General features: G+C 33.1%; 24 protein-coding genes, 1 tRNA gene and 1 pseudogene. 15 read left to right on the top strand and 11 right to left on the bottom strand.

Features of this window, described 5'->3' with window-relative positions:
- The first annotated feature begins 161 nt into the window (after window positions 1–161).
- Complete coding sequence (locus tag BSF42_RS16795; protein WP_095954250.1) at window positions 162–1208, top strand: hypothetical protein; 1047 nt, start codon at window positions 162–164, stop codon at window positions 1206–1208.
- A 349-nt stretch (window positions 1209–1557) separates the two neighbouring features.
- Here BSF42_RS16795 and BSF42_RS16790 read toward each other — a convergent pair whose 3' ends face one another.
- On the bottom strand, window positions 1558–2664 hold the full coding sequence (locus tag BSF42_RS16790; RefSeq protein ID WP_095954249.1) for a PepSY domain-containing protein: 1107 nt from the start codon (window positions 2662–2664) through the stop codon (window positions 1558–1560).
- A gap of 44 nt (window positions 2665–2708) precedes the next feature.
- Window positions 2709–5153: a TonB-dependent receptor gene (locus BSF42_RS16785; RefSeq protein ID WP_095954248.1), complete on the bottom strand. Its 2445-nt coding sequence runs from the start codon at window positions 5151–5153 to the stop codon at window positions 2709–2711.
- Between the two features lie 532 nt (window positions 5154–5685).
- On the opposite strand from BSF42_RS16785, the gene BSF42_RS16780 reads away from it, so the two are divergent.
- Window positions 5686–6591 carry a LytTR family transcriptional regulator DNA-binding domain-containing protein gene (locus BSF42_RS16780; RefSeq protein ID WP_172426713.1) on the top strand — a complete coding sequence of 302 codons (906 nt, stop codon included), beginning with the start codon at window positions 5686–5688 and terminating at the stop codon, window positions 6589–6591.
- Between the two features lie 101 nt (window positions 6592–6692).
- The gene (locus tag BSF42_RS16775; protein WP_095954246.1) at window positions 6693–7847 is read left to right on the top strand and encodes an acyltransferase; all 1155 of its coding nucleotides are present in this window, start codon (window positions 6693–6695) and stop codon (window positions 7845–7847) included.
- Between the two features lie 317 nt (window positions 7848–8164).
- Here the strand turns inward: BSF42_RS16775 and BSF42_RS16765 are convergent, their stop codons facing one another.
- Window positions 8165–8575: a helix-turn-helix domain-containing protein gene (locus BSF42_RS16765; RefSeq protein ID WP_095954245.1), complete on the bottom strand. Its 411-nt coding sequence runs from the start codon at window positions 8573–8575 to the stop codon at window positions 8165–8167.
- A gap of 126 nt (window positions 8576–8701) precedes the next feature.
- On the opposite strand from BSF42_RS16765, the gene BSF42_RS16760 reads away from it, so the two are divergent.
- The 4 genes from BSF42_RS16760 to BSF42_RS16745 all read left to right on the top strand — a co-directional run bounded on the left by BSF42_RS16760 (window position 8702) and on the right by BSF42_RS16745 (window position 11902).
- Window positions 8702–9139 (top strand): nuclear transport factor 2 family protein, encoded by a 438-nt coding sequence (locus tag BSF42_RS16760; protein ID WP_095954244.1) that lies wholly within the window; start codon window positions 8702–8704, stop codon window positions 9137–9139.
- A gap of 152 nt (window positions 9140–9291) precedes the next feature.
- Window positions 9292–10170, top strand: coding sequence for an AraC family transcriptional regulator (locus BSF42_RS16755; RefSeq protein ID WP_095954243.1), 879 nt, complete (start codon window positions 9292–9294; stop codon window positions 10168–10170).
- Window positions 10171–10255: 85 nt separating this feature from the next.
- Window positions 10256–10846, top strand: a complete 591-nt coding sequence (locus BSF42_RS16750) for a DapH/DapD/GlmU-related protein (protein ID WP_095954242.1) — start codon at window positions 10256–10258, stop codon at window positions 10844–10846.
- 9 nt (window positions 10847–10855) lie between these two features.
- Window positions 10856–11902 (top strand): alpha/beta hydrolase, encoded by a 1047-nt coding sequence (locus BSF42_RS16745; RefSeq protein WP_095954241.1) that lies wholly within the window; start codon window positions 10856–10858, stop codon window positions 11900–11902.
- 157 nt (window positions 11903–12059) lie between these two features.
- Here BSF42_RS16745 and BSF42_RS16740 read toward each other — a convergent pair whose 3' ends face one another.
- Window positions 12060–12710, bottom strand: coding sequence for a DUF1349 domain-containing protein (locus BSF42_RS16740; protein ID WP_095954240.1), 651 nt, complete (start codon window positions 12708–12710; stop codon window positions 12060–12062).
- Between the two features lie 141 nt (window positions 12711–12851).
- On the opposite strand from BSF42_RS16740, the gene BSF42_RS22715 reads away from it, so the two are divergent.
- A complete protein-coding gene (locus BSF42_RS22715; protein ID WP_095954239.1) occupies window positions 12852–13619 on the top strand; it encodes a response regulator transcription factor in 768 nt (255 codons plus the stop codon).
- A 172-nt stretch (window positions 13620–13791) separates the two neighbouring features.
- Here BSF42_RS22715 and BSF42_RS16730 read toward each other — a convergent pair whose 3' ends face one another.
- The 7 genes and pseudogenes from BSF42_RS16730 to BSF42_RS16700 all read right to left on the bottom strand — a co-directional run bounded on the left by BSF42_RS16730 (window position 13792) and on the right by BSF42_RS16700 (window position 18496).
- Window positions 13792–14583 (bottom strand): glucose 1-dehydrogenase, encoded by a 792-nt coding sequence (locus BSF42_RS16730; protein ID WP_095954238.1) that lies wholly within the window; start codon window positions 14581–14583, stop codon window positions 13792–13794.
- 51 nt (window positions 14584–14634) lie between these two features.
- On the bottom strand, window positions 14635–15216 hold the full coding sequence (locus BSF42_RS16725; protein WP_095954237.1) for a TetR/AcrR family transcriptional regulator: 582 nt from the start codon (window positions 15214–15216) through the stop codon (window positions 14635–14637).
- Between the two features lie 311 nt (window positions 15217–15527).
- Window positions 15528–15611: transfer RNA gene (locus tag BSF42_RS16720), tRNA-Tyr, on the bottom strand.
- A gap of 186 nt (window positions 15612–15797) precedes the next feature.
- Window positions 15798–16184: pseudogene (locus BSF42_RS22520) on the bottom strand (peroxiredoxin family protein); the annotation flags it as partial.
- 18 nt (window positions 16185–16202) lie between these two features.
- Window positions 16203–16964 (bottom strand): DUF4369 domain-containing protein, encoded by a 762-nt coding sequence (locus tag BSF42_RS16710; RefSeq protein ID WP_095954235.1) that lies wholly within the window; start codon window positions 16962–16964, stop codon window positions 16203–16205.
- Between the two features lie 260 nt (window positions 16965–17224).
- A complete protein-coding gene (locus BSF42_RS16705) occupies window positions 17225–17665 on the bottom strand; it encodes a KTSC domain-containing protein (protein ID WP_095954234.1) in 441 nt (146 codons plus the stop codon).
- 585 nt (window positions 17666–18250) lie between these two features.
- A complete protein-coding gene (locus tag BSF42_RS16700; RefSeq protein WP_095954233.1) occupies window positions 18251–18496 on the bottom strand; it encodes a hypothetical protein in 246 nt (81 codons plus the stop codon).
- 86 nt (window positions 18497–18582) lie between these two features.
- Between BSF42_RS16700 and BSF42_RS16695 the strand changes: the two genes are divergently transcribed.
- From BSF42_RS16695 to BSF42_RS16665, 7 genes are all read left to right on the top strand, one after another.
- Window positions 18583–19137, top strand: a complete 555-nt coding sequence (locus tag BSF42_RS16695) for a hypothetical protein (RefSeq protein ID WP_095954232.1) — start codon at window positions 18583–18585, stop codon at window positions 19135–19137.
- Complete coding sequence (locus BSF42_RS22515; RefSeq protein WP_095954231.1) at window positions 19124–19270, top strand: hypothetical protein; 147 nt, start codon at window positions 19124–19126, stop codon at window positions 19268–19270. Before BSF42_RS16695 ends, BSF42_RS22515 begins: the two co-directional genes overlap by 14 nt.
- A gap of 91 nt (window positions 19271–19361) precedes the next feature.
- On the top strand, window positions 19362–19595 hold the full coding sequence (locus BSF42_RS16685; RefSeq protein WP_095954230.1) for a hypothetical protein: 234 nt from the start codon (window positions 19362–19364) through the stop codon (window positions 19593–19595).
- Window positions 19567–19965 (top strand): YchJ family protein, encoded by a 399-nt coding sequence (locus BSF42_RS16680; protein ID WP_253251091.1) that lies wholly within the window; start codon window positions 19567–19569, stop codon window positions 19963–19965. Before BSF42_RS16685 ends, BSF42_RS16680 begins: the two co-directional genes overlap by 29 nt.
- Before the next feature lie 106 nt (window positions 19966–20071).
- A complete protein-coding gene (locus BSF42_RS16675) occupies window positions 20072–21190 on the top strand; it encodes a VWA domain-containing protein (RefSeq protein ID WP_095954228.1) in 1119 nt (372 codons plus the stop codon).
- A gap of 503 nt (window positions 21191–21693) precedes the next feature.
- Entirely contained in the window at window positions 21694–23157 is a 1464-nt protein-coding gene (locus BSF42_RS16670) for an AAA family ATPase (RefSeq protein WP_095954227.1), read from the top strand.
- 104 nt (window positions 23158–23261) lie between these two features.
- On the top strand, window positions 23262–24116 hold the full coding sequence (locus BSF42_RS16665) for a DMT family transporter (RefSeq protein ID WP_095954226.1): 855 nt from the start codon (window positions 23262–23264) through the stop codon (window positions 24114–24116).
- Window positions 24117–24381: the final 265 nt, after the last annotated feature.

The following is a 24381-nucleotide window of genomic DNA, read 5'->3' as shown; positions in this document are numbered from 1 at the left end:
TTTTTAATTTAAGTAGGGTAAAAGCAAAGCTGATTGTTTTATAGAAGATTAAAATGCTATTGGCTTTTGATAATTTAGTATTGAAGAAGATACTGAAAGCCTAGATGTTAATTTAATAAAAAAACTTTTCTTTAAATTATTACCTTTGTAAAAATATAAATATGTTCCTTTTGAAAAAATATTTATCAATCGCAGTTTTAATGTTCTTACTGTTTTCCTGCCAAAGCGAAACAGATGAGCAGAACGATAATGCGCAAGGAACAATTACCAGTGTTTCGCCGCTTACCACTTATCTGCAAAGGGTTGCGATGGTTAAAACCGTACAGGATAATATGATCGACGGATCTAGTTATTGTACCATAAAACTTCCGTATACCATTACTGTAAATAACGAGCAGATTGCAGTAAATTCTACCTCAGATTATCAAAAAGTAATCGATAATATTAACGCCAGTACTTATGACGACGATATTGTAAAAATAGATTTTCCTGTAACGATGGTATACTATAATTACATCGAAAAATTTATTCCAAATCAGGCAGATTTTGATTCTTTAATCGATTATTGGAATTCGTATCCAGATCTTTTATCTAAAATTAACGGCTTAAATATCAATTATCCTATAACGATTAATACTTATAACAGCGCCAGTCAAATTGGAAGTTCTCAAACTATAATAAGCGATCAGGCATTTTTTAATTTTATTAAAAATTTAAATGACAGTCAGTATATTTCTTTAAAATATCCAATTGCTATTGCAGATTACAATGGGCAGACAAAGGCGATTACAAATAATTTGGAGTTCGAAAATGCTATTAAATATGCTATTGATTACTGTCCAGAAAATAACATTGTAACACTAGATTTTACACAAACCATAACAAACGGGTCCTGGGAAATTCCGTATTTTTTTGATGGTTCTGTAAAGACTTCAAATTACAGCGGCTATTCATTTGTTTTTAAAAGTGACAAAACAGTCGTGGCCAGCAATGGAACAGTTACAGAAACAGGGCAGTGGGAAAGTACCATTCAATATGGTGTTGGAGAATTGAAACTGAATTTCACATCTCAATTACTTGGAAAATTAAATTTTAATTGGAAGTTATTTGAGTTTACTAATTCTCAGATACGTTTACGATATACAGGTACTACGACTAGTTATCTTTACTTCCAAAAAAGAGCAAACTCTTCTCTGAGTTACTACTAAAATTTTGCTTTTTTTTTACCGCAAAGAGCGCTGAGATTTTTTTTAAGTAGTTAATTTATAAAGTTCGCAAAGCTTTGTGTATAGTTTGTGGATTTGTTTCTCATACAGTTTTTATAAGCTTTGTTAATTTATTTCACGCAAAGTCGCGAAGTCGAAAAGTCGCAAAATTTGTGTAAGCTTTGGTAGCTTATTTCACGCAAAGTCGCGAAGTTTGTGTAAGCTTTGTTAATTTATTTCACGCAAAGTCGCTAAGGCGCAAAGTGTATTATCTTTGCGACTTTGCGTGATTAATAGAAAATCTTGCGAACTTTGCGAAAAAACTTTTGCGCTCTTTGCGGTAAAAACCTTTTTACTTTTTCTTCTTCCTTCCCAGCCAGATCAACAATCCTGTAATAGGCAGTGTCGCCGCAAAAAGGCATACCAAGAAGGCTATGATTTTTGTTGGATAACCATAAATACTTCCTGTATGAATAGGATAAATAAGACGTCGCACTTTATCGCCATTACTAAAAGATTCGTAAGGCTTTATTTTTAAAAGGTCGCCCGTATATTTATCAAAATACGCCATACTTGAAATATTCGGAATCGATTTTTCAAGATTAAGTTTGATCACCATGATACTATTTATAGTGTCTGAAGGAATTCTGATTTGCGTATCTCCTTTATAGGTGTATATGCTGTCTGTTTTTGAAAATATGTTTTGATAAAAGAACGTTTTCTCAAGTTTAGGATCGACTTTCGTCGGATTTTCTACTTTTGCCGAAGGCTTTTTGGTGGTTCCATCTGCCAATAAATAAATCCCGCTTTCAAACCATTTAAAAGACCATGCTAGTCCTGTCAGCGATATTGTTAGAAGAAATAAAAAGCTGTAGAAACCAAAATTCGAATGAAAATCCCAATTAACTCTTTTAAAAGAAGCACTCCATTTTACGGTTAATCTTTGTTTAAGGTTTTTTATTTTTTTCGGCCACCATAAAATAAGACCCGAAATGAGCATAAAAGCAAAAATAAGACAACTGCAGCCGGTAATAAATTTGCCAACTTCTCCTAAAATTAAATGCCTGTGCAAATCAAGTACGACAGAGAAAAACCTGCTTTTTTCAGGAACTGACGCTAATACTTTTCCAGTATATGGATCGATAGAGAAAATCTGATCCTTTTTGTCGGCATCGGTTCCAGAAATAATTACACTTCTTTCCGGATCGTGATAAGTTTGAATGCGATCTAATTCGGTTATTTTATATTTTTTCTGAATGGCATTAACGTAAAAATCTACAGGTATTTTTTTTGTTCCGACAGTCGAAACTTTATAAAATTCAGGATTTATGAAAGCATCAATTTCTTTTTCAAAAACTAAAATGCTTCCAGTTAGAGCTACTATAAATACAATAAGCCCGGACGAAAGTCCGAGCCATAAATGTAAAAAACCAATGTTTTTTTTAAATGTTTTGTTCATGTAAAAGGATGCGGAAAAATATTTCCAAATATAATTAAAGCTTTTTAAAACGAATAACCAAGAGTTAAAAGCCAGTTTGAAGGCGCACCTGGGAACAAACGAATAAAATCATAACCACCAACCCAATAGGTTTTGTTTAATATGTTATTAGCATTTACCTGAATTTTAAATTTATTGATGTTGTAATACAATGCAGCATTAAATAAAGTGTAACCTGGAATTGTCTGAGTGTCTGTTTGGCTTAATGTACGCGTAGTGGCAAAATTAGTTCCAAAACCAAGACCAAAATCTTTTAACGCTCCGTCTGTAAAATTATAACGTGTCCATAAATTTCCCTGCTGACGAGGCGTGTTTGGTTTTTGTCTTCCAATTTCAGATTCGATTGGACTATCAGAAATTGCAGCTTCGTTATATGAATAAGCAGCAGAGATACTCCAGTTTCTTGTGATATTTCCGTTCAAATCAATTTCGATACCTTTAGATTCTTCTTCACCTATCGCACGCATTAAATCAGGATTTGTTATATCGTTTGCCGGATATAAAGTGTTTTTCTGCTGAATTTTGAAAACCGCAACGGTTACAAAAAGTTTCTCTTTAAACCATGAAGATTTTCCTCCAAACTCAATCATATTGCTTTCTAACGGATCGAAAGGCCCTCCAGAATTTGGATTTGATAAAGAAGAAGCCGTCTGCGGATTGTATCCTTTTACATAAGTTCCGTATAAGTTAATATTTGGATTTAGCGTATAAGTAAGTCCGAATCGTGGTAAAAACGAGTGTTGTTTTACCTTGTTTTCTGCAGCTTTTTTATAGTTTTCCTTATCCGTGTATTCGTCGTAACGCACTCCAATTAAAGCCTGAAATGCACCAAATTTAATATGATCCTGAAGGTAAACTCCGTACAATGAATAAAAAGTAGGATCAAAAGGGCGAGCCGCATAAAAATACTTACTCATGTCTTTTAACTGTTGTGATCCAGACGGATTGGTCAAGTCAAAATGCGCTACGTTTGGTACCGGATTTCCTTTGGCATCCAATAAATAATTAGCTTTATTAGCAGGGTTGTAAGTTGCAATTGATCCAGTATTAGCAGCATTTCTATATCCTGTCGCCTGCAGTTGCGAACCTCCCGCTGGTACTTGCTCTTGCGCATAATCGTAACCCAAAATCAGGTTATGGTCTAAAGCTCCAGTTTTGGCTTCGTATTTAAAAAAGGTCGAAAGATTATCAATATAGCGTTTACGTTTACGCATAAAAACCTGCATTTCAATAGAAGTTGGAATCGTAGTTCCATCGCCCGCAGAGGCATATTTATTAGCACCGCGATGCTCTAAAAGATCTTCTGTATAACCTGTTCGGATATAAGATCCAGAAAATGATAAACGATCTGAAAACTGATGATTTAAGGAAGTCGTTACAATGTAAGTTTCTTCATTTAAATAATCATTTGTAGAGTTTAAAGAGTTGGATGTTTTGGTAGAGTATAAATTATTTTCATACGTCGATTGTCCACGATCCAGTATACTTTTTGAACTTGTATAAATTAAATCAAAATTCACACTGGTTTTGTCATTTGGAAGAAAGGAAAGGGAAGGAGCAAGGACAATATTTTTATCAAATTGTAAATCTCTAAAAGAATTTGCATTTTCATAACCTAAATTCAATCGGTATAAAAGCGATTTATCTTCAGTCAATGGTCCTGTAAAATCGGCCAAAGCTCTTAAAGTATTAAAACTTCCGGTAGAAAAACTCACGCTGTTAGCCGCCTGATCCAAAGGTTTTTTGGTAACTCTGTTTATAACTCCTCCAGGAGAAGCGTTTCCAAACAAAGCAGAAGAAGGCCCTTTTAAAACTTCAACACGCTCCAGATAATTGGCAAGCGGCTGTTTCCAGAAACCTGTAGAAGTTCGCATTCCGTTAAGCAGCTGTGTGTTACTTCCTCCGTTTATTCTAAAACCTCTAATCGAAATATCATCATAAAAAGTAAACTGACTTACCCCGCTGAAGTTTTTTACCACTTCGCCTACGCGGATAGAACCCTGATCTGCGATTAACTCCTTGGTCGCATAAGATACTGCCTGCGGTAAATCTTTTAGAGCAATTTCTGTTTTTGCTCCTATAAACGATTTTGTATTTCGATACGATTTCTCTTTACGTCCTGTAATTTCAACTGTTTGTAAAGTATTGATGTTTTCTTTTAAAACTACAGAGAGATCAAGACTTTCATTTTCATTTAGTTCGATGTTTTTTTGTTCAACAGTAAATCCCATTGCCGAGAAATAAACGGTATAGCTTCCAGCAGCAAGATTACTGATTTCAAAATTTCCTTTGTCATCAGAAACTGTATTTTTTTTAAGACTTTTTATGGAAACCGAAGCATAGGAAACAGCTTCGTTATTTTCGGAAACAATTTTTCCGGTAATTTTGGCATTCTGAGCCAAGCCAATATTAAAAACGGCAAGCAGCAATAATGAGAATGTAAACTTCATGGCGGTTATTTATTTTTAGACCGCAAATTTATATCTATTTAGATTAAATCCAAATAAGATTTTTTGAATAACAATTTTCTGCTTCCCGATTATGTCTTTTTATGAACGTAATTTGTTATTTTGTTACGTTCATTTTTTATAATTTGACATACCTTTTAAATAAAAAAACTAAGTTAGAGAATATATATTTTTTAGTGTTAAAGTGTTTATTCATAGTTAGTAATGAATAATTTTAGACCAGGTTTTATGGTTTTTTGTTTCCAAAACACTAGTGTCTAATTCTAAAGTTTAAAATTGAAATCTCTTAAGAAATAGAACTTAAAGTAGTTACCTAAAAGTAAGTGACTTTTAATTAAAAAGATTGTAAACATAGAAGAATATCTTCTTTTTTAGCTTTTTTCTTTCATGAGGAATATATTTTATTGTTTTCAAATTAGAAAAATGACCTAAAATTTATTGAAAGAGATTTTTTCTATTACAACAAAAAAAGCAAGCCATGCTATTTTTTGTATTTTTAAACCCAAAAAGGCATATGACATTTTACATCAATACAGAACATTTAAGAAAGGAACTTGCATATCCAGATCGATATCAGTCTCAAAATCTTATCAAAAGCTCTGTTATTGTGTTTTTTATCATTCTAATATTTCTGTTATTGTTTAAACCATTTGGAGTCTACGATCCAGAACTCAAGATGCATTATTTGTTCATTTGCTTTTTTCATGCTTTAGTTCCGGCACTTATTTTATTTGTTTATTTCGGTGTATTGAATTATTTCAGAAAAACGAAAAATCAAACGAAATGGACTTTACTTCAAGAATACATTCAGATAGGAGTACTATTAGTGTTAATTGGCACAGGAAGTTTCTTGATACGGGATTTACTCTATAACAATCCCAACAACTGGTCTTGGAATTATTTGTTTGAAGAAATCAGAAATTGTCTTGTTGCGGGTATTTTTTTCTATTTTTTTCTGAGATTATCTAGTTTCTATTTTGAAGCAAAAAAAGGATCTCCATTTTTTCTTCAATTTATTCCGCTGGCAGTTGAGCCAGAAAAAACAATTTTTAAGCCTAATCTTTTTATCAGCACACAGGTAAAGCAGGATGACTTCAGTTTAGATATAGATCAATTACTTTTTGCAAAAGCAGATGGTAACTATATCGAGTTAACTAAATTTGACGGCCGCCAAATTTCTACAGAAGTAAAAAGAATTTCTTTAACTCAATTTGAAACTCAGGTAACCAATTATCCGCACTTTTTTAGATGTCATAGAACCTACTTAGTCAATATGTTTAAAGTTGAAAAAGTATCTGGAAATTCTCAAGGCTACTTATTATCCTTTAATGAAACCAGTATAAAAATTCCCGTTTCCAGAAAACAAATTGATAGTTTTAATAGCTATTATCAGGAGCTCCGTAATAAATATATCGCTTAAGCTTGTTGCTCGTCACAAAAGCTTGTTGCCAGTAACAAGCCTTACTGTGGCTGTATTTTCCTGTTGTATGTTTGCCATCAATAACGCTAAATCAATTTATTATGTCAACAGCAGCTATTGCCGCAACTACCAATGTTTCTTCTTCAAATAAGTTACTATACATAGACAATATTAAAGTTCTATTGACCATATTAGTTGTACTTCACCACACTTTTATTGCTTACAGTTCTTCTGACGGATGGTATTATACGGAACAAACCAGTATAATTGCAGCACGAATTCCGATGACATTGTTTGTAAGTATTAATCAATCTTTTTTCATGGGATATTTCTTTATGCTGGCGGCTTACTTTACCGGTTCTTCGTATTCCCGAAAAGGAACTTCTAAGTTCATTAAAGATCGACTTCTCAGATTAGGAGTTCCAATACTTTTTAACTCGTTTATTCTTTCCCCATTCATTTCGTATATTGTCTATTATTTTGCAAAAGGGCATCATATCAACTATTTTCATTATCTAAGTTTATATGACAGCTGGATTGATCTTGGCGTTACCTGGTTTGTTGCCGCATTGCTGTTATTTGTTTTGGTATATGCTGCGGTCAAAAAAATCTTTAAGGTTAGTTTTAACAACTCTTTAAAAACACCAAATTCAAAAACGATATTCTTTTTCATTTTAGCATTGGGCGTTGTAAGTTTTTTGGTCAGAATCCAATTTCCTGTGGGCTGGGTTCTTGATCCAGTCGGTTTTCAGCTGGGGCATTTTCCGCAATACATAGCTTTATTTATTGTTGGATTAATAGCGGCAAAAAACAATTGGTTTGAACAGTTTTCTGATAAAATGGGAAGACAATTTAAAATATCAGCATTAGTCTCTTTATTGTTTTTCTCTGTATTCATTATAATCAAATTTACACTTAAACCTCCTTCGTCTTGGTTTTCTGGCGGTTTTCATTGGGAAGCATTGTTATATGCCATCTGGGAACAGTGGATTGGCCTTTCAATATTGATGACGATCTTAATTAAAGCAAAAAGAAGCTGGAACAATTCGTCTAAATTACTTGCTAATGCATCCCGTTGTAGTTTTGCCGTTTACATTTTTCATCCGTTGGTAATTGTTGTATTCACTGTAGCGTTAAGAAACTGGACTATTGATCCTGCCGTAAAACTTTTAGCTGTGGCCCCTTTAATAGTAGTTGGCAGTTTTGTACTTGGATCACTTATTTTACTAATTCCTGGAGTAAAGAAAATCATTTAATATTTATTCTTATTTATAAAAAAATGGCGCCAAGTGTTTTCAGTTGACGCCATTTAGTATTCGAGTAATGAATATTTGGATATGATTTTAATTTTGAAATTACGGAATCAGTACTGCACGCCCTTTTATTTTTCCTTGGTGCATTTTGTCCTAAACTTCGTTAGCCTGCTCTAATTCAAACTTTTCAATTTCAATATGGATTTTTTCCTGTCTAGCTAGTCCTACAACTTCCATAAGTTCCGTACGTGATCCCCAATATGGATTGGTCATTGTAACACCAAAAGGCAGTCCGTTCGTAATGTTTTTATTACAGAAATCTACTTTGACTTTTTATCATTTTTTAATTTTCCAGAAGACGATTCGCTCTTAATTTTTTCTCGATGCTGCATTCCCCATTTGGTCATTGCTCCAACAACTTCTTCAAGGGTATGACTATAAGGAAGCAGTTCGTACTCTATGCTTACAGGATAGCCATTTTCTACTTTTTTGATGATAAAACCATTCATTTCCAGTTCTTTTAATTCGCTGGAAAGAACTCGTGCAGAGATTCCAGTAACCTGCCTTTGAATTTCGGTAAATCGTTTATTTCCTCTTGCCATCGCAATTATAATCATTAGTTTCCATTTACCGCCAATCGCATATAAAGCATCTGAAACTGCCATTAAAACTTTATGACATTCATCTGTAAATGCTTTGTTATCTACTTGGTTTTCTTGTGTTTCATTCATAACTATGCTGTTTGTTACCTGCTAACCTTTAGGTAATTACTAATAAAATGTAAGCAAATATAATATAATTTTGACTCGTAATAAATACAGAAAATAATTTTTCAATTTTAATTAAACAACAAAATTATGACGCTAGAAATTTTAAGAACAAAAGAAGATTTAAGAAACCTTATTGACGATTATGCCTATTTAAGTGATGACAAAAAAATCGCTGACGTAATGAACCTTTTCACACCAGATGTTACATATAAAGTCTACATGGGCGGTGCGTTGGTGGCCGATGTTTCTGGAAGAGAAAGTATGGAAAAAGATTTCAACCATCATGCTTCTCTGGTTAAAACCTATTTTACATTAAATGGGCAGCATACGGTAAAAATCGACAGCGAAACCGCTACGGGAGTTTCTTTTACTCAAATCAAAATGATCAGAGATGTTGAAGGAAAAGATATTTTGACTGATTATAGTGTAAAATACGATGATAGTTATGTGTTTCAAAATGGAAAATGGTTGATCAAAGACCGTGTGGCTCACTTCCTTATTATCGAATCGAGACCTGTTTCTTAATATTTATTTTAAAAAAAAGCTTTGTAATCTAATTTTGGTTTCAAAGCTTTTTTAGATTGTCTAATATAAAATGGCGTGAACGAGAATAAAATAATTTGATTAAAATTGAAATAGAAAATTTTGATAAGGTTTGATTTTCTTAACTTTGTAAAATGAAAGAGAAGATAATAAGAGAAGTTTCCAAGTTTAATAACGAGCTGAAACTGCAAGGGTTTAAAGCATTCCAAATAGAAGATGATGGTGCGGAAACCAGAACCTACAGTAGAAAGGAGTTTTATAAAATCTGCCTGACTACTGGTAAAAGCAAAATTCATTATTCTGATAAAACTTATGAACAGGAAGGTACGATTCTGTTTTTTGGAAATCCGCACATTCCGTATTCATGGGAAACAATTTCTACGACTTATATTGGGTATACTATTTTGTTTTCAGAAGAGTTTTTTAAAAACTCCGAACGTTCAGAAAGTCTGCAGCAATCTTCTTTTTTTAAAATTGGCGGAACACCCGTGTTAAAAATCACAGAGGAGCAGAGAATTTTTCTTAATACGATCTTTCATAAAATGATTTCGGAACAGGAAAGTGATTATGTTTTTAAAGATGAGCTGATTCGCAATTACATCAGTCTTATTATACATGAATCCTTAAAGATGGAACCTTCTGAAAATTTCGAACAAAACAAAAATGCATCTTCTAGATTGTCATCTGTATTTTTGGAATTATTAGAAAGACAATTTCCTATTGAAACGACTTCTAATCCGCTTCAATTAAAAACAGCACAACATTACGCACAACACTTGAATGTGCATGTCAATTACCTAAATCGAGCCATAAAAGAAGTTACGGGAAAATCGACAACGACTCATATTACCGAGCGTGTCATCACAGAAGCAAAAGCACTTTTGCTGCATACCGACTGGAGTGTTTCTGAAATTGGTTATGCACTTGGGTTTGATTATCCAACTTACTTCAATAATTTCTTTAAAAAAAATACAGGAACCAATCCAACAGCATTTCGTTTAGCAGAAGTTTGAATTTCTTAATCTTTGGATTGATAATCGTTACCGCCTTGCTTAAAGGCGGTCTTACCTTTGTATCTTCTTATTTAATTCAAATAATATGTCAGATACAAAACCTATTTCCGATTCTACACCATTTCAAAAAGATATTTTTGACAGGCTTTTAGCTGGAGAAACGATACTTCCTAACGATCCGCAAATGGGCAGATTGAGAGAGGAAGCATTCGCTGTTAAAGTATTACTTAATCAGATGAACAGTTCTTCAAATCCTGAAGATATTGTGCAGATACTGAGCAGGATTTTAAATAAAGAAGTTCAGGATGTTGCGGTATTTACTCCCATATATATCAATTCAGGAAAACATATTTCTATAGGCAAAAATGTATTCGTCAATTTTGACTGTACCTTTTTGGCATTGGGTGGAATTACAATTGAAGACGAAGTTTTAATTGGTCCGAAAGTAAGCCTTATTACCGAAAGTCATCCATTAAATCCTAAGGAAAGAAAAGGGCTGATTGGTAAACCCATCCTCATCAAAAAAAATGCGTGGATTGGTGCCAACGCTACCATTTTACCAGGCGTAACAATTGGAGAAAATGCAGTTGTTGCAGCTGGAGCCGTAGTTTCTAAAAACGTTCCTGATAATACAGTTGTAGGCGGAGTTCCTGCCAAATTTTTAAAAACAATTTAATTTAATAAAATGAAAAAAGCATTTGCGATAGCAGTATTATTGCTGATAACAGGGCAAACATTTGCACAAAAAGTAAAATCTAATTCAGAAAAAATGAATACATCAAAAGAACATTATACTTTTCAATTAAGTGATAAAGTATTACGTCAAAAAGTAAGTTTTAAAAACCGTTACGGCATTACATTAAGCGGCGATTTATATCTTCCAAAAAATGCTGGAAACGAAAAATTGCCTGCATTAGCAATCAGCGGACCCTTTGGAGCTGTAAAACAACAATCATCTGGATTATATGCCAGTCAAATGGCAGAACGTGGTTTTCTAGCTTTAGCTTTTGATCCGTCTTATACGGGAGAAAGCGGAGGCGAACCACGAAATCTAGCATCTCCAGAAATTAATACCGAAGATTTTAGCGCGGCAGTTGATTTTTTAGGATTACAAAAAAAGGTAGATAGAAATAAAATTGGGATCATCGGGATCTGTGGTTTTGGAGGTTTTGCCCTAAACGCAACCGCTGTTGATAAACGAGTAAAAGCCGTTGCCACGACAAGTTTATACGATATGACCAGAGTAATGTCAAAGGGTTACAATGACTCTGTAACTCCAGAACAAAGAGCCCAAACATTGGAAACCTTGGGTGAGCAGCGCTGGAAAGATGCAGAAACCGGAAAACCGGCAGATAGTCCCCGAAATTTACCAGAAACATTGAAAGGCGATGAACCGCAATTTGTAAAAGAATATTTTGATTATTACAGAACGCCGCGTGGTTTTCACGTTAATTCGGTGAATTCAAACGGAGCATGGCTGGTAACCAATCCAATCTCGTTTATGAATATGCCAATACTTACTTATGTAAAAGAAATTTCGCCAAGACCATTGCTTTTAATCGCAGGAGAAAATGCGCATTCAAGATATTTTAGTGAAGATATTTTTAAAGCAGCAAATGAACCAAAAGAATTAATAATTATTCCAAATGCAGTCCACGTTGATTTGTATGACAAAGTAGATATTATTCCTTTCGATAAGTTAGAAGGTTTCTTTAATTATAATTTGAAATAATATCGAATAGTAATTGCCACAATTTTAAAACCTCCAAATTCATTTGATTTTGGAGGTTTTTTAAAATTTGTCCCCTTCTAAAAAAGTTGACTATAATGTTTCCATTTATTTAATTAAATTTTTTGCATTACACCCAACGGCTAATTCTACAAAAAAACTATTGATTATTTTTCAACCACTCCAAACGTCTTTGATCTGGAAGGTGTGTAATTTTAAAATCTTCAAAAGTTGCCGTAAATCCTTTTCCATCAGGACTTGCTGCCATCATGCCCACTTGTACTGTTTTAAATTCAGGAAAATACACGGTATTAGTCATTGTATAATTTACTCCATCAATAGAATAAAAAATCTCCAAGGCGTCTAGTCGGCGTACGGCTTTCATCCAGACATTTTTAGGTTTTTCTTTTAAGCCCATAACACTCCATGAACTTTTATCGATAGTATGAACGGTACTAATATTGTAAACTCCATCTACATATTCTACGCCAGTTTTTACATAATTATTTTCATCAATTCGAAGCATAAGGCACACTTGGTCAAATCTAGTCTTATAAACACCGCTCATTTTTACCACAACTTCAAACTCACCGCTTCTTTCTGTATAGAGAAAAGGTCCGTCGTAAACAGTAAATCCATAATGGCTTTTGTTCCAATAATCAGATTGAGGCGTAACCTGCATAATAAGTTTATTGTCTTTTATTTCCCAGTCAGCTGGTTCATTGAGCCAGTTCATTGCAGTTAGTTTTTGAGCGTTTCCTTTTACAGTCATAATGCATATACATATTAAAACTAAGTGAATTCTCTTCATGATTTCTTAAATTTGAATTTTATTAATAATTTACAAAGAATGTAATTTGAGTTTTTTACAGCAATAGTTAAATATAACCATTTTTAAAATCACTCTAATCTCCTTTCTTATAACTTAGTAAGTAACTAACGAATTATAGTTATGAATCCTATCTCGAACCTGGAAGATAAATTTTCTTTTGAATCAATTGACAGCCCTGAAAAGCGTAAAGAAGCATTAAATGAGGCTATAGCAATGATGGAGGCATACGTTAAATTAGATAATTCAGTTGCTGTACTCTCGGATTTAGCGAGTAATAAGAGCTATATATTTGCAGGTAATTTTGGGAGTTTTTTTGATATTCATACATCTGGATTTACAACAATTGATTCTATTTGGGAAGAGGACATTTATAACCGCATTCATCCCGATGATCTTTTTCAAAGACATCTTTTAGAATTAGAGTTTTTTAATTTCTTAAAAACAATACCTTCTGAGGAAAGATTAAATTATGCTACAAAATGCAGAATCAGAACCCTAAACGCTACAAAGGAATACCAATATATTTTGCATCGCAGTTTTTATATGAAAAACAGTTCAGAAGGAGGGTTGTGGCTTGCTGTTTGTCTTTATAATTATTTAGTAGAAAAAACAGCAGGGGTAAATGGTATTGAGGGAAAAATTATCAATACTAAAACAGGAGAAATTTTTTATGTAGATACGTATGAAAATTGTGTGGATCTTCTGACTTCTCGCGAAAAAGAAATTTTAGTATTAATCAGCCAAGGTGTGATTAGTAAAGAAATTGCATCAAAGCTCAATATCAGCATTAATACAGTAAACAGGCACAGACAAAATATTCTGGAAAAACTAAACGTCAGTAATTCTATTGAAGCAGTTCGAACAGCAGAAGCTTTAAATTTGTTATAAAATAAACCTTTACTTTCGATCCTTTGATATTATTGGTTAAAAAATAAACTGCAAATTTGAATTTAAAATTATCCTGCGTACAATCATTTTATAAAAAGTCTCAATAAAAAGATTATATAAAAAAACGGATTACAGCCTATGCTATAATCCGTTCTAAATAAATTATTTGGAATTATGAATTACCATAAAGGTTCGATTCTCCTCCGTCAATTGCAATGGTCTGCCCATTTACGTATTGGCATTCATCACTAAGCAGGAATGCAACAAGATTACCTACATCTTCCGGTTTACCTAATTGTCTTGTTGGATTTCTCTGTGCGTATGTTGTTTCAGCTGCTTTCGGATCGGATGGATTTACCTGTTTAAAAGCTTCCGCAACCATTGGTGTCAAGATAGCGCCAGGTGCAATTGCGTTTGTATATATTCCATCTTTACCATATTCTATAGCGGCATTTTTGGTCATACCTGAAACGGCATGTTTACTTGCAACATAAGGCATTTGATTAACGACACCTCTTATTCCGCCTACAGAAGCGACGTTTACAATTTTTCCTCCGCCTTGTTTCTGCATTACTGGAATCACGTATTTTAGGCCGTAATAAACACCCATAAGATTGATGTCAATTACTTTTTTAAATATATTGATGTCATAGTCAACTAATGGTGCCTGTTTTCCTTCGATACCTGCATTATTGTAGAATCCATCGATACGGCCAAACTCTTCCACTGTTTTATCTACATAATTTTTGACTGCTTCTTCATCTGAAACGTCAGCAACTATAGTTATGATTTTTGCAGTTGATGCAACTGACTGGATTTCTGCTTTTGCTTTTTCGAGTGCTTCTGCATTGTAATCTACAATAGACAGATTAGCCCCTTTTAGTGCTACTGCTTTACTTGCTGCTAGTCCGAGACCCATAGCTGCTCCAGTAATAATAATTGTTTTGTCTTTAAAAATGCTCATGATATATATTATTAAATGTATTATTGAAAAATTACTTATTTAAAATCCAACTTATTGGCTCATGCCTCTCCAAATCATATTAAAGGAGTCATTTATGAGCTCCTGGCTGAGTGGAAATAACTTTTGGATGATTCCTGTAGAACACGAACGTACTGCACCATCAAAAAAGCTGATAAGTACAATTGCATCCAGTATTTTTATAATTCCTTCCTGCTGTCCTTTTTCTAAAAGATCATATAGCGGTTTGTTCTGTTTTTCATACTCCAGCAGTTGTTTTGTGAAATTCAGCTGTATGTAGCCTGACTGTTGATATTGGTCAATAAATACAGTTTCGTCATAGTTATTAAGCCTGTAGTTGAGCATGTTGATATAAATCTGCTTAAGAGATTCCTTTATTGGTACATTAATATCAAAATCACGGTACATTGCCTGTGTCATTTTGTCCTCTACAGTAGCATAGGCCAGCTGCACCACCTCTTCCTTATTTTTGAAATAGATATACAAAGTTCCAGTGGCAATTCCGGCTATTTTGCTTATACCTGAAATGGTAACACTAGCTAATCCCTGTTTACCTGTAAGTACAAATACAGACTTTAAAATTTTTTGTCTTTTATCAGGATCTAATGGTCTCATACAGTAAAGTTAAATGAATTAATATTCATTTAAATAAAAAAGTCCAAATTATAACTTTTCTTTAAGGGAGTTTGTGTATTACTAACAGCTGTAATATACTTTTAATATAATTGAACCTAAAGTTGTTTAAGACCTATTTTCGAGGGAAATATTTTTGAAAAGCACGATGAGCCACAAATGTGCAGTAAAACTTTTAAGTGTTTAAGAAGATTGAAAATTGCTTTAAAACAAAAACCTGTAATTCTGTAGATTTGAATTTTGATATTAAAATTAAGGCATAAAAAAAGTCCTAATTTTCATTAGGACTTTTTTGGTGGGGAGAGCAGGATTCGAACCTGCGAAGTTCACACAGCAGATTTACAGTCTGCCCTCGTTGGCCGCTTGAGTATCTCCCCTTAAGCTTTATTTGTTGTGCTTTGTTGTTCTAAGCGGTTGCAAAGATAGGAACTCTTTCTACATTTGCAAACAAAAAATGAACTTAATTTTAAGTTATTTTAAAGTTATTTTTTAATTCATTGGAATTGAATAAAATAAAAAAATCTCCACTAGGGAGATTTTTTAAACTTTTTTAAAAAGTAGGATTATTTTGACAACAGTTCTACGATTTTTGCTTTCAATTCTGGACCTCTTAAGTCTTGAGCAACCACTTTTCCTGATGCATCAAGAATAAAAGTTGCAGGAATCGATTCAACATTATATTGTTTCGCAATTGGCTCGTCCCAGAATTTTAAATTAGAAACGTGAGTCCAAGTTAAACCATCTTTTGCAATCGCCTCTTTCCATTTTGCAGCATCTTTATCTAAAGACACTCCAATAATGTTTAAACCTTTTGAGTGCAGTTCTTTATAAATTGCAACAACATTTGGGTTTTCTTTTCGGCATGGTCCGCACCATGAAGCCCAGAAATCGACGATAGTTACTTTTCCTAAACTTTGTTTAAGCGAAACTACTTTTCCTTCTGGATTAGGAGCTGAAAAGTCTGCTCTTCATTTAGCACTTCCTACTGGAGGAGCTGTAGCACCAACAGACGGCATTTTTGCTTGACCAAATCTTGTTTTAATTTCTTTTCCAGGAGTTGTATTTTTCATAGACTCATCTAAAGAATTGTAAAGGCTTTCTAATTTTTTAGTATCAGCCGCTGGGTCATTCAATAAATTTTGGATAAGTACAACTGTGATGTAAGATTTTGGATGACTTTCAGCATAAGTATAATATTTCTTTTTGCTGTTTTCTCCAACTTCTTTTTGAATATCCATATATTGTTTCATTAAGCCATTGATAACTGCTGTATCTTGAGCCTGCTGTGCTTGCTGCATTTTTTGATTGTTCTTTTTCTGAAAATCAATTAAGCTTTTTTGAGTTTTTGTAATATCTTCAATGAAAGTTACATACTCATCGTTGTTGTAAGTTCCAGAAACTTTAGATTTTTGGATACTGTCTTTATCAATTGCAACTTTAATTTCTCCACTTTCAAGAATTAATGGAATAGGACCATTAGCTCCTTGTAAAATTAATGTATGGAAAGCTGGTTCAGTTACTTTTCCTTTTATTTCAAATTTTCCGTTTTCAACTTTTACTGTATCAAGAGCAACAGGCATTCTTGTAGCAGGATCTGCACCTTGTAAAATAATAGTTTTTCCGTTTTCAATTCCTGTAGCTGTACCTGTAATTAGGTATTCTCCATCTTTAACTTTGCTGCAAGAAATGATAGCCGCAGAAGCTGTAAGTACAAAAAGTATTTTTTTCATTATAAAAAATTAATTAGTTAATTGATTTGTGCAACAAAAGTATCTAAAATTATAAAACATACAGAATTTTGTAACCTAAAATTTTGTTATAGTTTTTCTGGTCTTAAAACCCATTAAATCAGGGTGTTTGTGTGTTTTTTTTGATTTGAAACTCTTGATTAGAAATGATTTTTAAATCAATATAAGCGATTTTTAAATTTTTTGACATAAAAAAAGCACTCGTTTAACAGAGCGCTTTTTTGTAAATATAGTGTTTAAAACTATTCTTGGTTTGTTTTCTTTCTCCAAGTAAAAGAGTTTAAGATGTGTCTTTTTGCAAATCTTCCAGGAGAATCTGCATTTACCATTTTAACGTAAGTTGCTTTAGGAACACTAATGTATTCGTAAACACTTCCGTTAGAAAAGTCAATGATTAAACGACCTTCAACAAATTTATAATCTGTAATAGTACAAGTTGAAATTGTTTCTGTGTACTCAGGTAAATTAAGTTTAATAGTTTCAGGGTGAATACTTACTAAAAAGTGGTAAGCTTCGATAATAGTTTTACTTTTCTCTTCTGCTTCTTTTAAACCAGCGTCATCTCCTTGAAATTTATCAGGATGCGCTTCTTTCATTGCATTACGATAAATTGTTTTTAACTCTTTTAACTCTGCAGTCTTTTCTACGTTTAGTAACTTGCGGTATTCAACTATTTTTTTCATAAATAAAAGGTAACTACTTGTCTATTAGTTTGAAATCGATATTAATTAGTTCAAATCGACAAATTTTTTGCAAAGGTACACTTTTTTTTAACTTTTTACTTTTGATCGAAAAAATATTCGTTACGGAATCGTTAAGAGTTAAAAGAAATTTGATATAATGGTCGTTTTATCGCAAAGTGCGTAAAGAATTTTTATTTAAGCTTGTGAATAAACAAAGGTAAGTTCGCAAAGCTTTGTGTTAATAATGTGTTACGATGGTAATAAAGTTTGTTTTTATTTAACCGCAAAGTGCGCAAAGAATTTTTATTTAAGCTTGTGAATGAACAAAGGTAAAGTTCGCAAAGATTTGTGTTGATAACGTGTTATGATGGTAATAAGGTTTGTTTTATTTAACCGCAGAGTGCAAATATTTCTACAAGCTTTTATATTAAACCTCAAAAGTTCGCAAAAGCTTTGTATTGATAAAGCTTTGTGAACTTTGTGTTTATAAACGTTCCTTTAAATAAAAAAAACTTTGCGCTCTCTGCGTTAAAAATTAAACGTTCCAACCTGAAACTTGAAACTATAAACTTGAAACAAAAAGAACTATTCCGGCTTATGATTAGCCTTATCGAAGTTTTTTGATTTCTTTGGATATTTGTCATAACTGATATCGCTTGGATTTTCAATAATTGACTTTATAGTAATCCAATCACCAACTTTAAAATTAGATTGAACCAATTTATAGTCTAAAAGATATTCGCCGCAGAAATAATTATTGTTCTCATCTTTTTCTATAATACCAGTAAAAACTCCTTTTTGCGGCATTTTTTGTTCTAAATCTTTAGACATCTTTTTTTATTTTGAAATTACGAAGCAAAGATAATCAATTTATGTTTGTTTTAGGGAGTTCCACACAATCTGAGTATATTTGCAGCATGCAGAAAAACTTTAAGCCACATCCTAATTCTTTCAAAAATACCTTTTGCGCCTTTCATGAAGTGCTGCCGAATGAAATTGAAGGTTTAAAGAAACAATTTGAAAGTAAAGCTGGAAGTGCCTATTATTATACAGAAGCAGGAATGTACCGCGTTTCTAATCATTGGGGAAGATTGGCAAACAGCAAATGGCGTTTGATTGCCCGCGAGCCAGAAACAGAATCGAAAACTAAAATAGGTTTTGCAAAGTGGGAAGAATTTTATCCTGATAATGCAGAAGAAAAATTCTATTATATAGAAGCAGATTTTGAAAAGAATCTCGCTAATTATCAGCATAAAAAAAATCCAGATTATGATGGAAAAGCGGTCTTGAGAACAAGTTTTGAAACTACAAAAAGACTGAAACAAATTAGAAATTTGCAGCAGCTAACTTCTTGGGCAAAACATTTTGACTATGAGGATATTGATGACTTACGAAAAGAGATTATCAACGAATTAATTTTCACAGAGAAAAGTTTAGAACAAATTAAAAGAGAGATATATGGGAAGGAATAACGAAAAAAATATTAAAAAGCACAACGATAAATTGCACAAAGCCCAAGCAAAAGCGAAACAGGCCGAAATTTCCCGCAAGGAAAAATTGAAAGAAATCGTAAAGAAATTTAACGAAAGCAAAAAAGAAGAGTAAAAAGTTTCAGTTTTCAGGTTTCAAGTTAACGTTCTGTGCGTGGAACCTGAAACCTGAAACCTGAAACAAAAAAAACAAAAAGTAAAAATATATGAATAGTAAATTTGAAACCTTAAAAGCAAGCGTACAAGAAATCATCGATTTAATCGCTGTAAAAAATGAAAGAGAAGCTAATAATAAATTATTGGAAGTAAGCGAAACATTAGACGAAATGATTGATTTTGCAGAAGAAGATGATGAAGTGAGAGAAATTACCCGTTATCAGGTTTTATTAAACCAGCTGCATGTAAAAATTAATGGAGAAGAGCCAGTTGATGGAGAATAAAAAATGCTTCTGCGATACAGGATTACTGTTTGAAAATTGCTGCGGATTATATTTGGAGAACAATCAAAAAGCACCTTCTGCACTGTCGTTAATGCGCTCGAGATATTCGGCTTATGCTTCTCATAATGCTGATTATCTGCTGGAAACAACTTATGTTTCTGAAAGAAAATATTATTCGAAACCTGAAATTTTAAAATGGGCCATTTCCAATAAATGGCAGCAACTCGAAATTGTTAGTTTTACAGAAACGACTGTCGAATTTAAAGCTTACTTTTTAGATTCAAATAATAAACCACAAGTACATTATGAGTTTTCTACTTTTAAATTTGAAAATGGATCTTGGTATTATGTTGATGGAAAATTTGAATAATTAATATATCTAACATTGTTAATTGTAGTTTTTGATTAAATATTTTAACTAAAAATTAATAAACGTTTCGTTTTTCATAATTCTAAAAAGACGTAATTTTAGATTTATGAAAAACGAATTTAAAAAAGGCTTTTATTTTAAGACTTACGAAGCTCCTTTTCAGTCTCCGTTTGACAAACTTTTTACGATTTTTAAAGAGTTGATCACCCATACTTCGGGCGATTTTGATGAAGCCATCAACTGGCTTCGGGAACTGGATATAGAATACAAACTTACCGACGAAAATTATACAATTGACGATTTTATCGAAGACCTGAAGAAGAAAGGATACATCAGGGATGAAGTTAAGCAAGATGGAACTCCAGGTTTAGGAATTACGGCAAAAACAGAAAGAGCGATCAGACAGCAGGCTTTGGATCAGATTTTTGGGAATTTAAAGCGTTCTGGAAGCGGTAATCATAAAACAAAACATGCTGGAAATGGTGATGAACATACAGGAGAATTCCGTGAGTTTAATTTTGGAGACGGTTTAGAAAGAATTTCTTTAACAGAAAGCCTTCGAAATGCACAAATTAATAATGGCGTGGAAAGTTTTATGCTGACCGAAAATGATTTAGTTGTCGAAGAAACGCAGTACAAAGCACAAATGAGTACAGTTTTGATGATTGATATTAGCCACAGCATGATTTTATATGGTGAAGATCGAATCACGCCTGCTAAAAAAGTTGCTATGGCGCTGGCAGAATTAATCACAACAAGATATCCAAAAGACACTTTAGATATTTTAGTTTTTGGAAATGATGCCTGGACGATTCCAATCAAAGATTTGCCTTATTTGCAAGTTGGTCCATATCATACTAATACTGTTGCGGGTTTGCAGTTGGCAATGGATATTCTACGACGAAAACGAAATACCAACAAACAGATTTTCATGATTACCGATGGAAAACCAAGCTGCGTTCGCGAACGTGATGGTTCCTACTATATGAATAGTAATGGTTTGGACGAATATATTGTAGACAAATGCTACACGCAGGCACAACAGGCAAGAAAACTCCACATTCCGATTACGACTTTTATGATTGCTAAAGATCCCTATTTACAGCGTTTTGTAAATCAGTTTACAGAAGCAAATCAGGGAAAAGCATTTTATACTGGACTAAAAGGTTTGGGTGAAATGATTTTTGAAGATTATGAAACGAATAGGAAGAAGAAGATTAAATAGAGGTTCTAAGGTACTAAGCTTTCTTTGCGCCTGTAAACATCACATATATCGTAGAGATGCACTGCAGTGCGTCTACGTAAAGTAACTAATAAAGGGTCTAAGTTGCTAAGGTTCTAAGATACTAAGGTTTCTTTTTTACCTATAATAAACATTACGTATATCGTAGAGACGCACTGCAGTGCGTCTACGTAAAGTAACTAATAAAGGTTCTAAGTTGCTAAGGTTCTAAGATACTAAGGTTTCTTTTTTACCTAATAATAAGCATTACGTATATCGTAGAGACGCACTGCAGTGCGTCTAAGTAAAGTAACTATAAAGGTTCTGAGATACTAAGGTTTCTTTTTCACCTTAAATAAAAATAACGTATATCGTAGAGACGTACTGCAGTGCGTCTAATTAAGGCTCTCAATCTCAGTTGTCACGCTGAGCGAAGTCGAAGCGAGATTACACAATGCATGTAAGACCTGCCAAATCAATTAATAAACAATCTATACTTCAATAAAATGGAAATAAATACTATAAAGACCTTAGGTCAATTAAAAGCCGCTGGATATAAAAGTACAAGTATAAAAGACGAATTGCGAAATAATCTTCGCGAAAAAATAAAATCTGGAAAACCTGTTTTCGAAGGTGTTCACGGTTTCGAGAATACCGTAATTCCAGAATTGGAAAGAGCTATTTTATCACGACACAATATAAATCTGCTTGGACTTCGCGGACAGGCAAAAACGCGTTTGGCGCGTAAAATGATCGAATTATTAGATGAATATATTCCGTTTGTGGCGGGTTCAGAAATTAATGACGATCCGTTAAATCCGATCTCTCGCTTTGCGAAAGACTTAATTGATGAAAAAGGAGATGAAACGCCAATTTCGTGGTTACATAGAAGCGATCGTTTCTTTGAGAAATTAGCAACTCCAGATGTAACAGTTGCCGATTTAATTGGAGATGTAGACCCAATTAAAGCTGCAAATTTAAAATTGTCTTATGCAGACGACCGTGTAATTCACTTCGGAATGATTCCGAGAGCCAATCGCTGTATTTTTGTAATTAACGAATTACCCGATTTGCAGGCGAGAATTCAGGTTGCATTGTTTAATATCTTGCAGGAAGGCGATATTCAAATTCGAGGTTTCAAGTTGAGAATGCCTCTTGATATGCAGTTTGTTTTCACCGCAAATCCAGAAGATTATACCAATAGAGGAAGTATTGTTACACCTTTAAAAGATAGAATTGGTTCTCAAATTTTAACGCATTATCCTGAAAATATTGCTATTGCAAGAACAATTACAGAGCAGGAATCTAAATTAGATCAAAATCAGACTGATGTTGTTTATGTGCCGAGTTTGGCCAGAGATATTTTGGAGCAGATTAGTTTTGAAGCGCGCGAAAGCGAATACATCGATAATAAAAGCGGTGTGAGTGCAAGAATGAGTATTACGGCTTTTGAAAATTTAATAAGTACTGCCGAACGCCGTGCTTTGATTTCTGGAACTGACAAAACAACTTTGCGTTTATCTGATTTTGTTGGAATTATTCCAGCGATTACAGGAAAAGTAGAATTGGTTTATGAAGGAGAGCAGGAGGGCGCCGATGTTGTGGCAGAAAGTCTAATTGGTTCTGCTATTAGAACTTTGTTTCCAGAATATTTCCCAAAAATCGAAAAATTAGAAAAACCAGACGAAAAAACACCCTATTCTGATGTTGTAGAATGGTTTTTCGCAGAAAGCGGATTCGAATTATTAGACGATGCTTCAGATGCAGATTACAAAAGTATTTTGGATGAAGTAACTCCATTAGACGAGTTGCTGAAAAAATACCAGCCGCAATTAGCAAAAGAAGATCAATACTTTATGAAAGAATTTGTTTTATGGGGATTGGTAGAATATAGAAAATTAAGTAAAGACCGATTTGCGAAAGGAAATCAGTTTAGAGATATTTACGGAAGTTATATCAGCAAATTTTAGATAGAATTTGTGGTAGAAAGTTAATCTGGTCTAACTGGTTTTTTAAAACCGGTTGGGCCTTTTTATTTTGGAATAGTTTACTTTTACAGTCCAAATAAAAATTTATGTTATTTCTTATTCTAAGCATTTTATGCAGTGTTATAGTAGGTGTTATATTTAAGATTTCCAGAAAATATAATGCCAATCCTTCCCAGATAATTTCGTTCAATTATATAACTGCAATTACGCTTTGTTACTTCACTTTTAGTCCAGATTTTAAAGCTTTAGATAATAATGCACCTTTTGCAATTTATACCGCAGTTGGAGTTTTACTTCCAATTGTGTTCTTGTTTTTGGCACTTTCAATCCGATTTATGGGAATTGCAAAAACAGATGCAGCGCAGAGATTGTCACTTTTTATTCCCATTTTAGCCGCTTGGTTATTGTTTAACGAAGAATTTAATACCTATAAAGTTATTGGTGTTGTAATTGGTTTTGCAGCGCTTTTATTCATTCTAAGAAAACAATCTGATAACAACGAAAATAAGTGGATATATCCCGCTGTAGTTTTATTAGGCTTCGGACTTGTAGATATTCTTTTTAAGAAAATTGCTTTATACACTGTTGTTCCTTATACGACTTCTTTGTTTTTGGTGTTTCTAATCTCTTTTGTAGTTTCTGTGTTTATTGTATTGTATAAAGTATTAGCAGTAAAAGAAAAACTGGAAGTAAAAAATATTCCTTTCGGAATGCTCGTTGGTGTTTTTAATTTCGGAAATATATTGTTTTATCTAAAAGCACATAAAGCATTTGCACAAAATCCGTCAACGGTTTTTGCTGGAATGAATATGGGGGTTATTATTCTTGGAACTATAATTGGCGCTTATTTCTTTAAAGAAAAACTTTCTAGAACCAATGTTTTTGGATTATTTTTGGCTTTAATTGCCATTGTTTTCATCTTTTTATCACAATTACAATAATTTTTTTTTAAGCGGTAAGGCTTTAATTTACAGTTGATTTAATGTTATGTTTTTGGTTGATTGAAAATAAACTCGACTAATTCTATAGAATTTATAAATATAATTTGTAGATTTGCTTCAACAATGAAAAACTATAGCCGAAATATGATAACGTTTTCTCGATGCAGCTTTGCGATGTGCTGCATGATGAACCACGTTATGAAATGGCGTTAATAGAGAAAGTACTTGTTAGTTATTTTTTTTTTTTAGCCTTTCATTGCACCAT

The organism is Flavobacterium sp. ACN6 (genome assembly GCF_002304005.1).
In the GTDB taxonomy this organism is placed as follows: Bacteria; Bacteroidota; Bacteroidia; order Flavobacteriales; family Flavobacteriaceae; genus Flavobacterium.
The sequence above is the reverse complement of the archived record's forward strand: the minus strand, read 5'-3'. Positions and strand labels throughout refer to the sequence as shown.

Excerpts from the sequence above, each read along its gene's own strand:
- BSF42_RS16685 (WP_095954230.1), top strand. The coding sequence starts at position 19,362 with ATGAATAGTAAATTTGAAACCTTAAAAGCAAGCGTACAAGAAATCATC.
- BSF42_RS16765 (WP_095954245.1), bottom strand. The coding sequence starts at position 8,575 with ATGAATGAAACACAAGAAAACCAAGTAGATAACAAAGCATTTACAGAT.
- BSF42_RS16705 (WP_095954234.1), bottom strand. The coding sequence starts at position 17,665 with ATGAAAAAAATAGTTGAATACCGCAAGTTACTAAACGTAGAAAAGACT.
- BSF42_RS16755 (WP_095954243.1), top strand. The coding sequence starts at position 9,292 with ATGAAAGAGAAGATAATAAGAGAAGTTTCCAAGTTTAATAACGAGCTG.
- BSF42_RS16695 (WP_095954232.1), top strand. The coding sequence starts at position 18,583 with ATGCAGAAAAACTTTAAGCCACATCCTAATTCTTTCAAAAATACCTTT.
- BSF42_RS16790 (WP_095954249.1), bottom strand. The coding sequence starts at position 2,664 with ATGAACAAAACATTTAAAAAAAACATTGGTTTTTTACATTTATGGCTC.
- BSF42_RS16730 (WP_095954238.1), bottom strand. The coding sequence starts at position 14,583 with ATGAGCATTTTTAAAGACAAAACAATTATTATTACTGGAGCAGCTATG.
- BSF42_RS16675 (WP_095954228.1), top strand. The coding sequence starts at position 20,072 with ATGAAAAACGAATTTAAAAAAGGCTTTTATTTTAAGACTTACGAAGCT.
- BSF42_RS22715 (WP_095954239.1), top strand. The coding sequence starts at position 12,852 with ATGAATCCTATCTCGAACCTGGAAGATAAATTTTCTTTTGAATCAATT.
- BSF42_RS16780 (WP_172426713.1), top strand. The coding sequence starts at position 5,686 with ATGACATTTTACATCAATACAGAACATTTAAGAAAGGAACTTGCATAT.
- BSF42_RS16710 (WP_095954235.1), bottom strand. The coding sequence starts at position 16,964 with ATGAAAAAAATACTTTTTGTACTTACAGCTTCTGCGGCTATCATTTCT.
- BSF42_RS16740 (WP_095954240.1), bottom strand. The coding sequence starts at position 12,710 with ATGAAGAGAATTCACTTAGTTTTAATATGTATATGCATTATGACTGTA.
- BSF42_RS16700 (WP_095954233.1), bottom strand. The coding sequence starts at position 18,496 with ATGTCTAAAGATTTAGAACAAAAAATGCCGCAAAAAGGAGTTTTTACT.
- BSF42_RS16760 (WP_095954244.1), top strand. The coding sequence starts at position 8,702 with ATGACGCTAGAAATTTTAAGAACAAAAGAAGATTTAAGAAACCTTATT.
- BSF42_RS22515 (WP_095954231.1), top strand. The coding sequence starts at position 19,124 with ATGGGAAGGAATAACGAAAAAAATATTAAAAAGCACAACGATAAATTG.
- BSF42_RS16795 (WP_095954250.1), top strand. The coding sequence starts at position 162 with ATGTTCCTTTTGAAAAAATATTTATCAATCGCAGTTTTAATGTTCTTA.
- BSF42_RS16680 (WP_253251091.1), top strand. The coding sequence starts at position 19,567 with ATGGAGAAGAGCCAGTTGATGGAGAATAAAAAATGCTTCTGCGATACA.
- BSF42_RS16785 (WP_095954248.1), bottom strand. The coding sequence starts at position 5,153 with ATGAAGTTTACATTCTCATTATTGCTGCTTGCCGTTTTTAATATTGGC.
- BSF42_RS16665 (WP_095954226.1), top strand. The coding sequence starts at position 23,262 with ATGTTATTTCTTATTCTAAGCATTTTATGCAGTGTTATAGTAGGTGTT.
- BSF42_RS16725 (WP_095954237.1), bottom strand. The coding sequence starts at position 15,216 with ATGAGACCATTAGATCCTGATAAAAGACAAAAAATTTTAAAGTCTGTA.
- BSF42_RS16745 (WP_095954241.1), top strand. The coding sequence starts at position 10,856 with ATGAAAAAAGCATTTGCGATAGCAGTATTATTGCTGATAACAGGGCAA.
- BSF42_RS16750 (WP_095954242.1), top strand. The coding sequence starts at position 10,256 with ATGTCAGATACAAAACCTATTTCCGATTCTACACCATTTCAAAAAGAT.
- BSF42_RS16670 (WP_095954227.1), top strand. The coding sequence starts at position 21,694 with ATGGAAATAAATACTATAAAGACCTTAGGTCAATTAAAAGCCGCTGGA.
- BSF42_RS16775 (WP_095954246.1), top strand. The coding sequence starts at position 6,693 with ATGTCAACAGCAGCTATTGCCGCAACTACCAATGTTTCTTCTTCAAAT.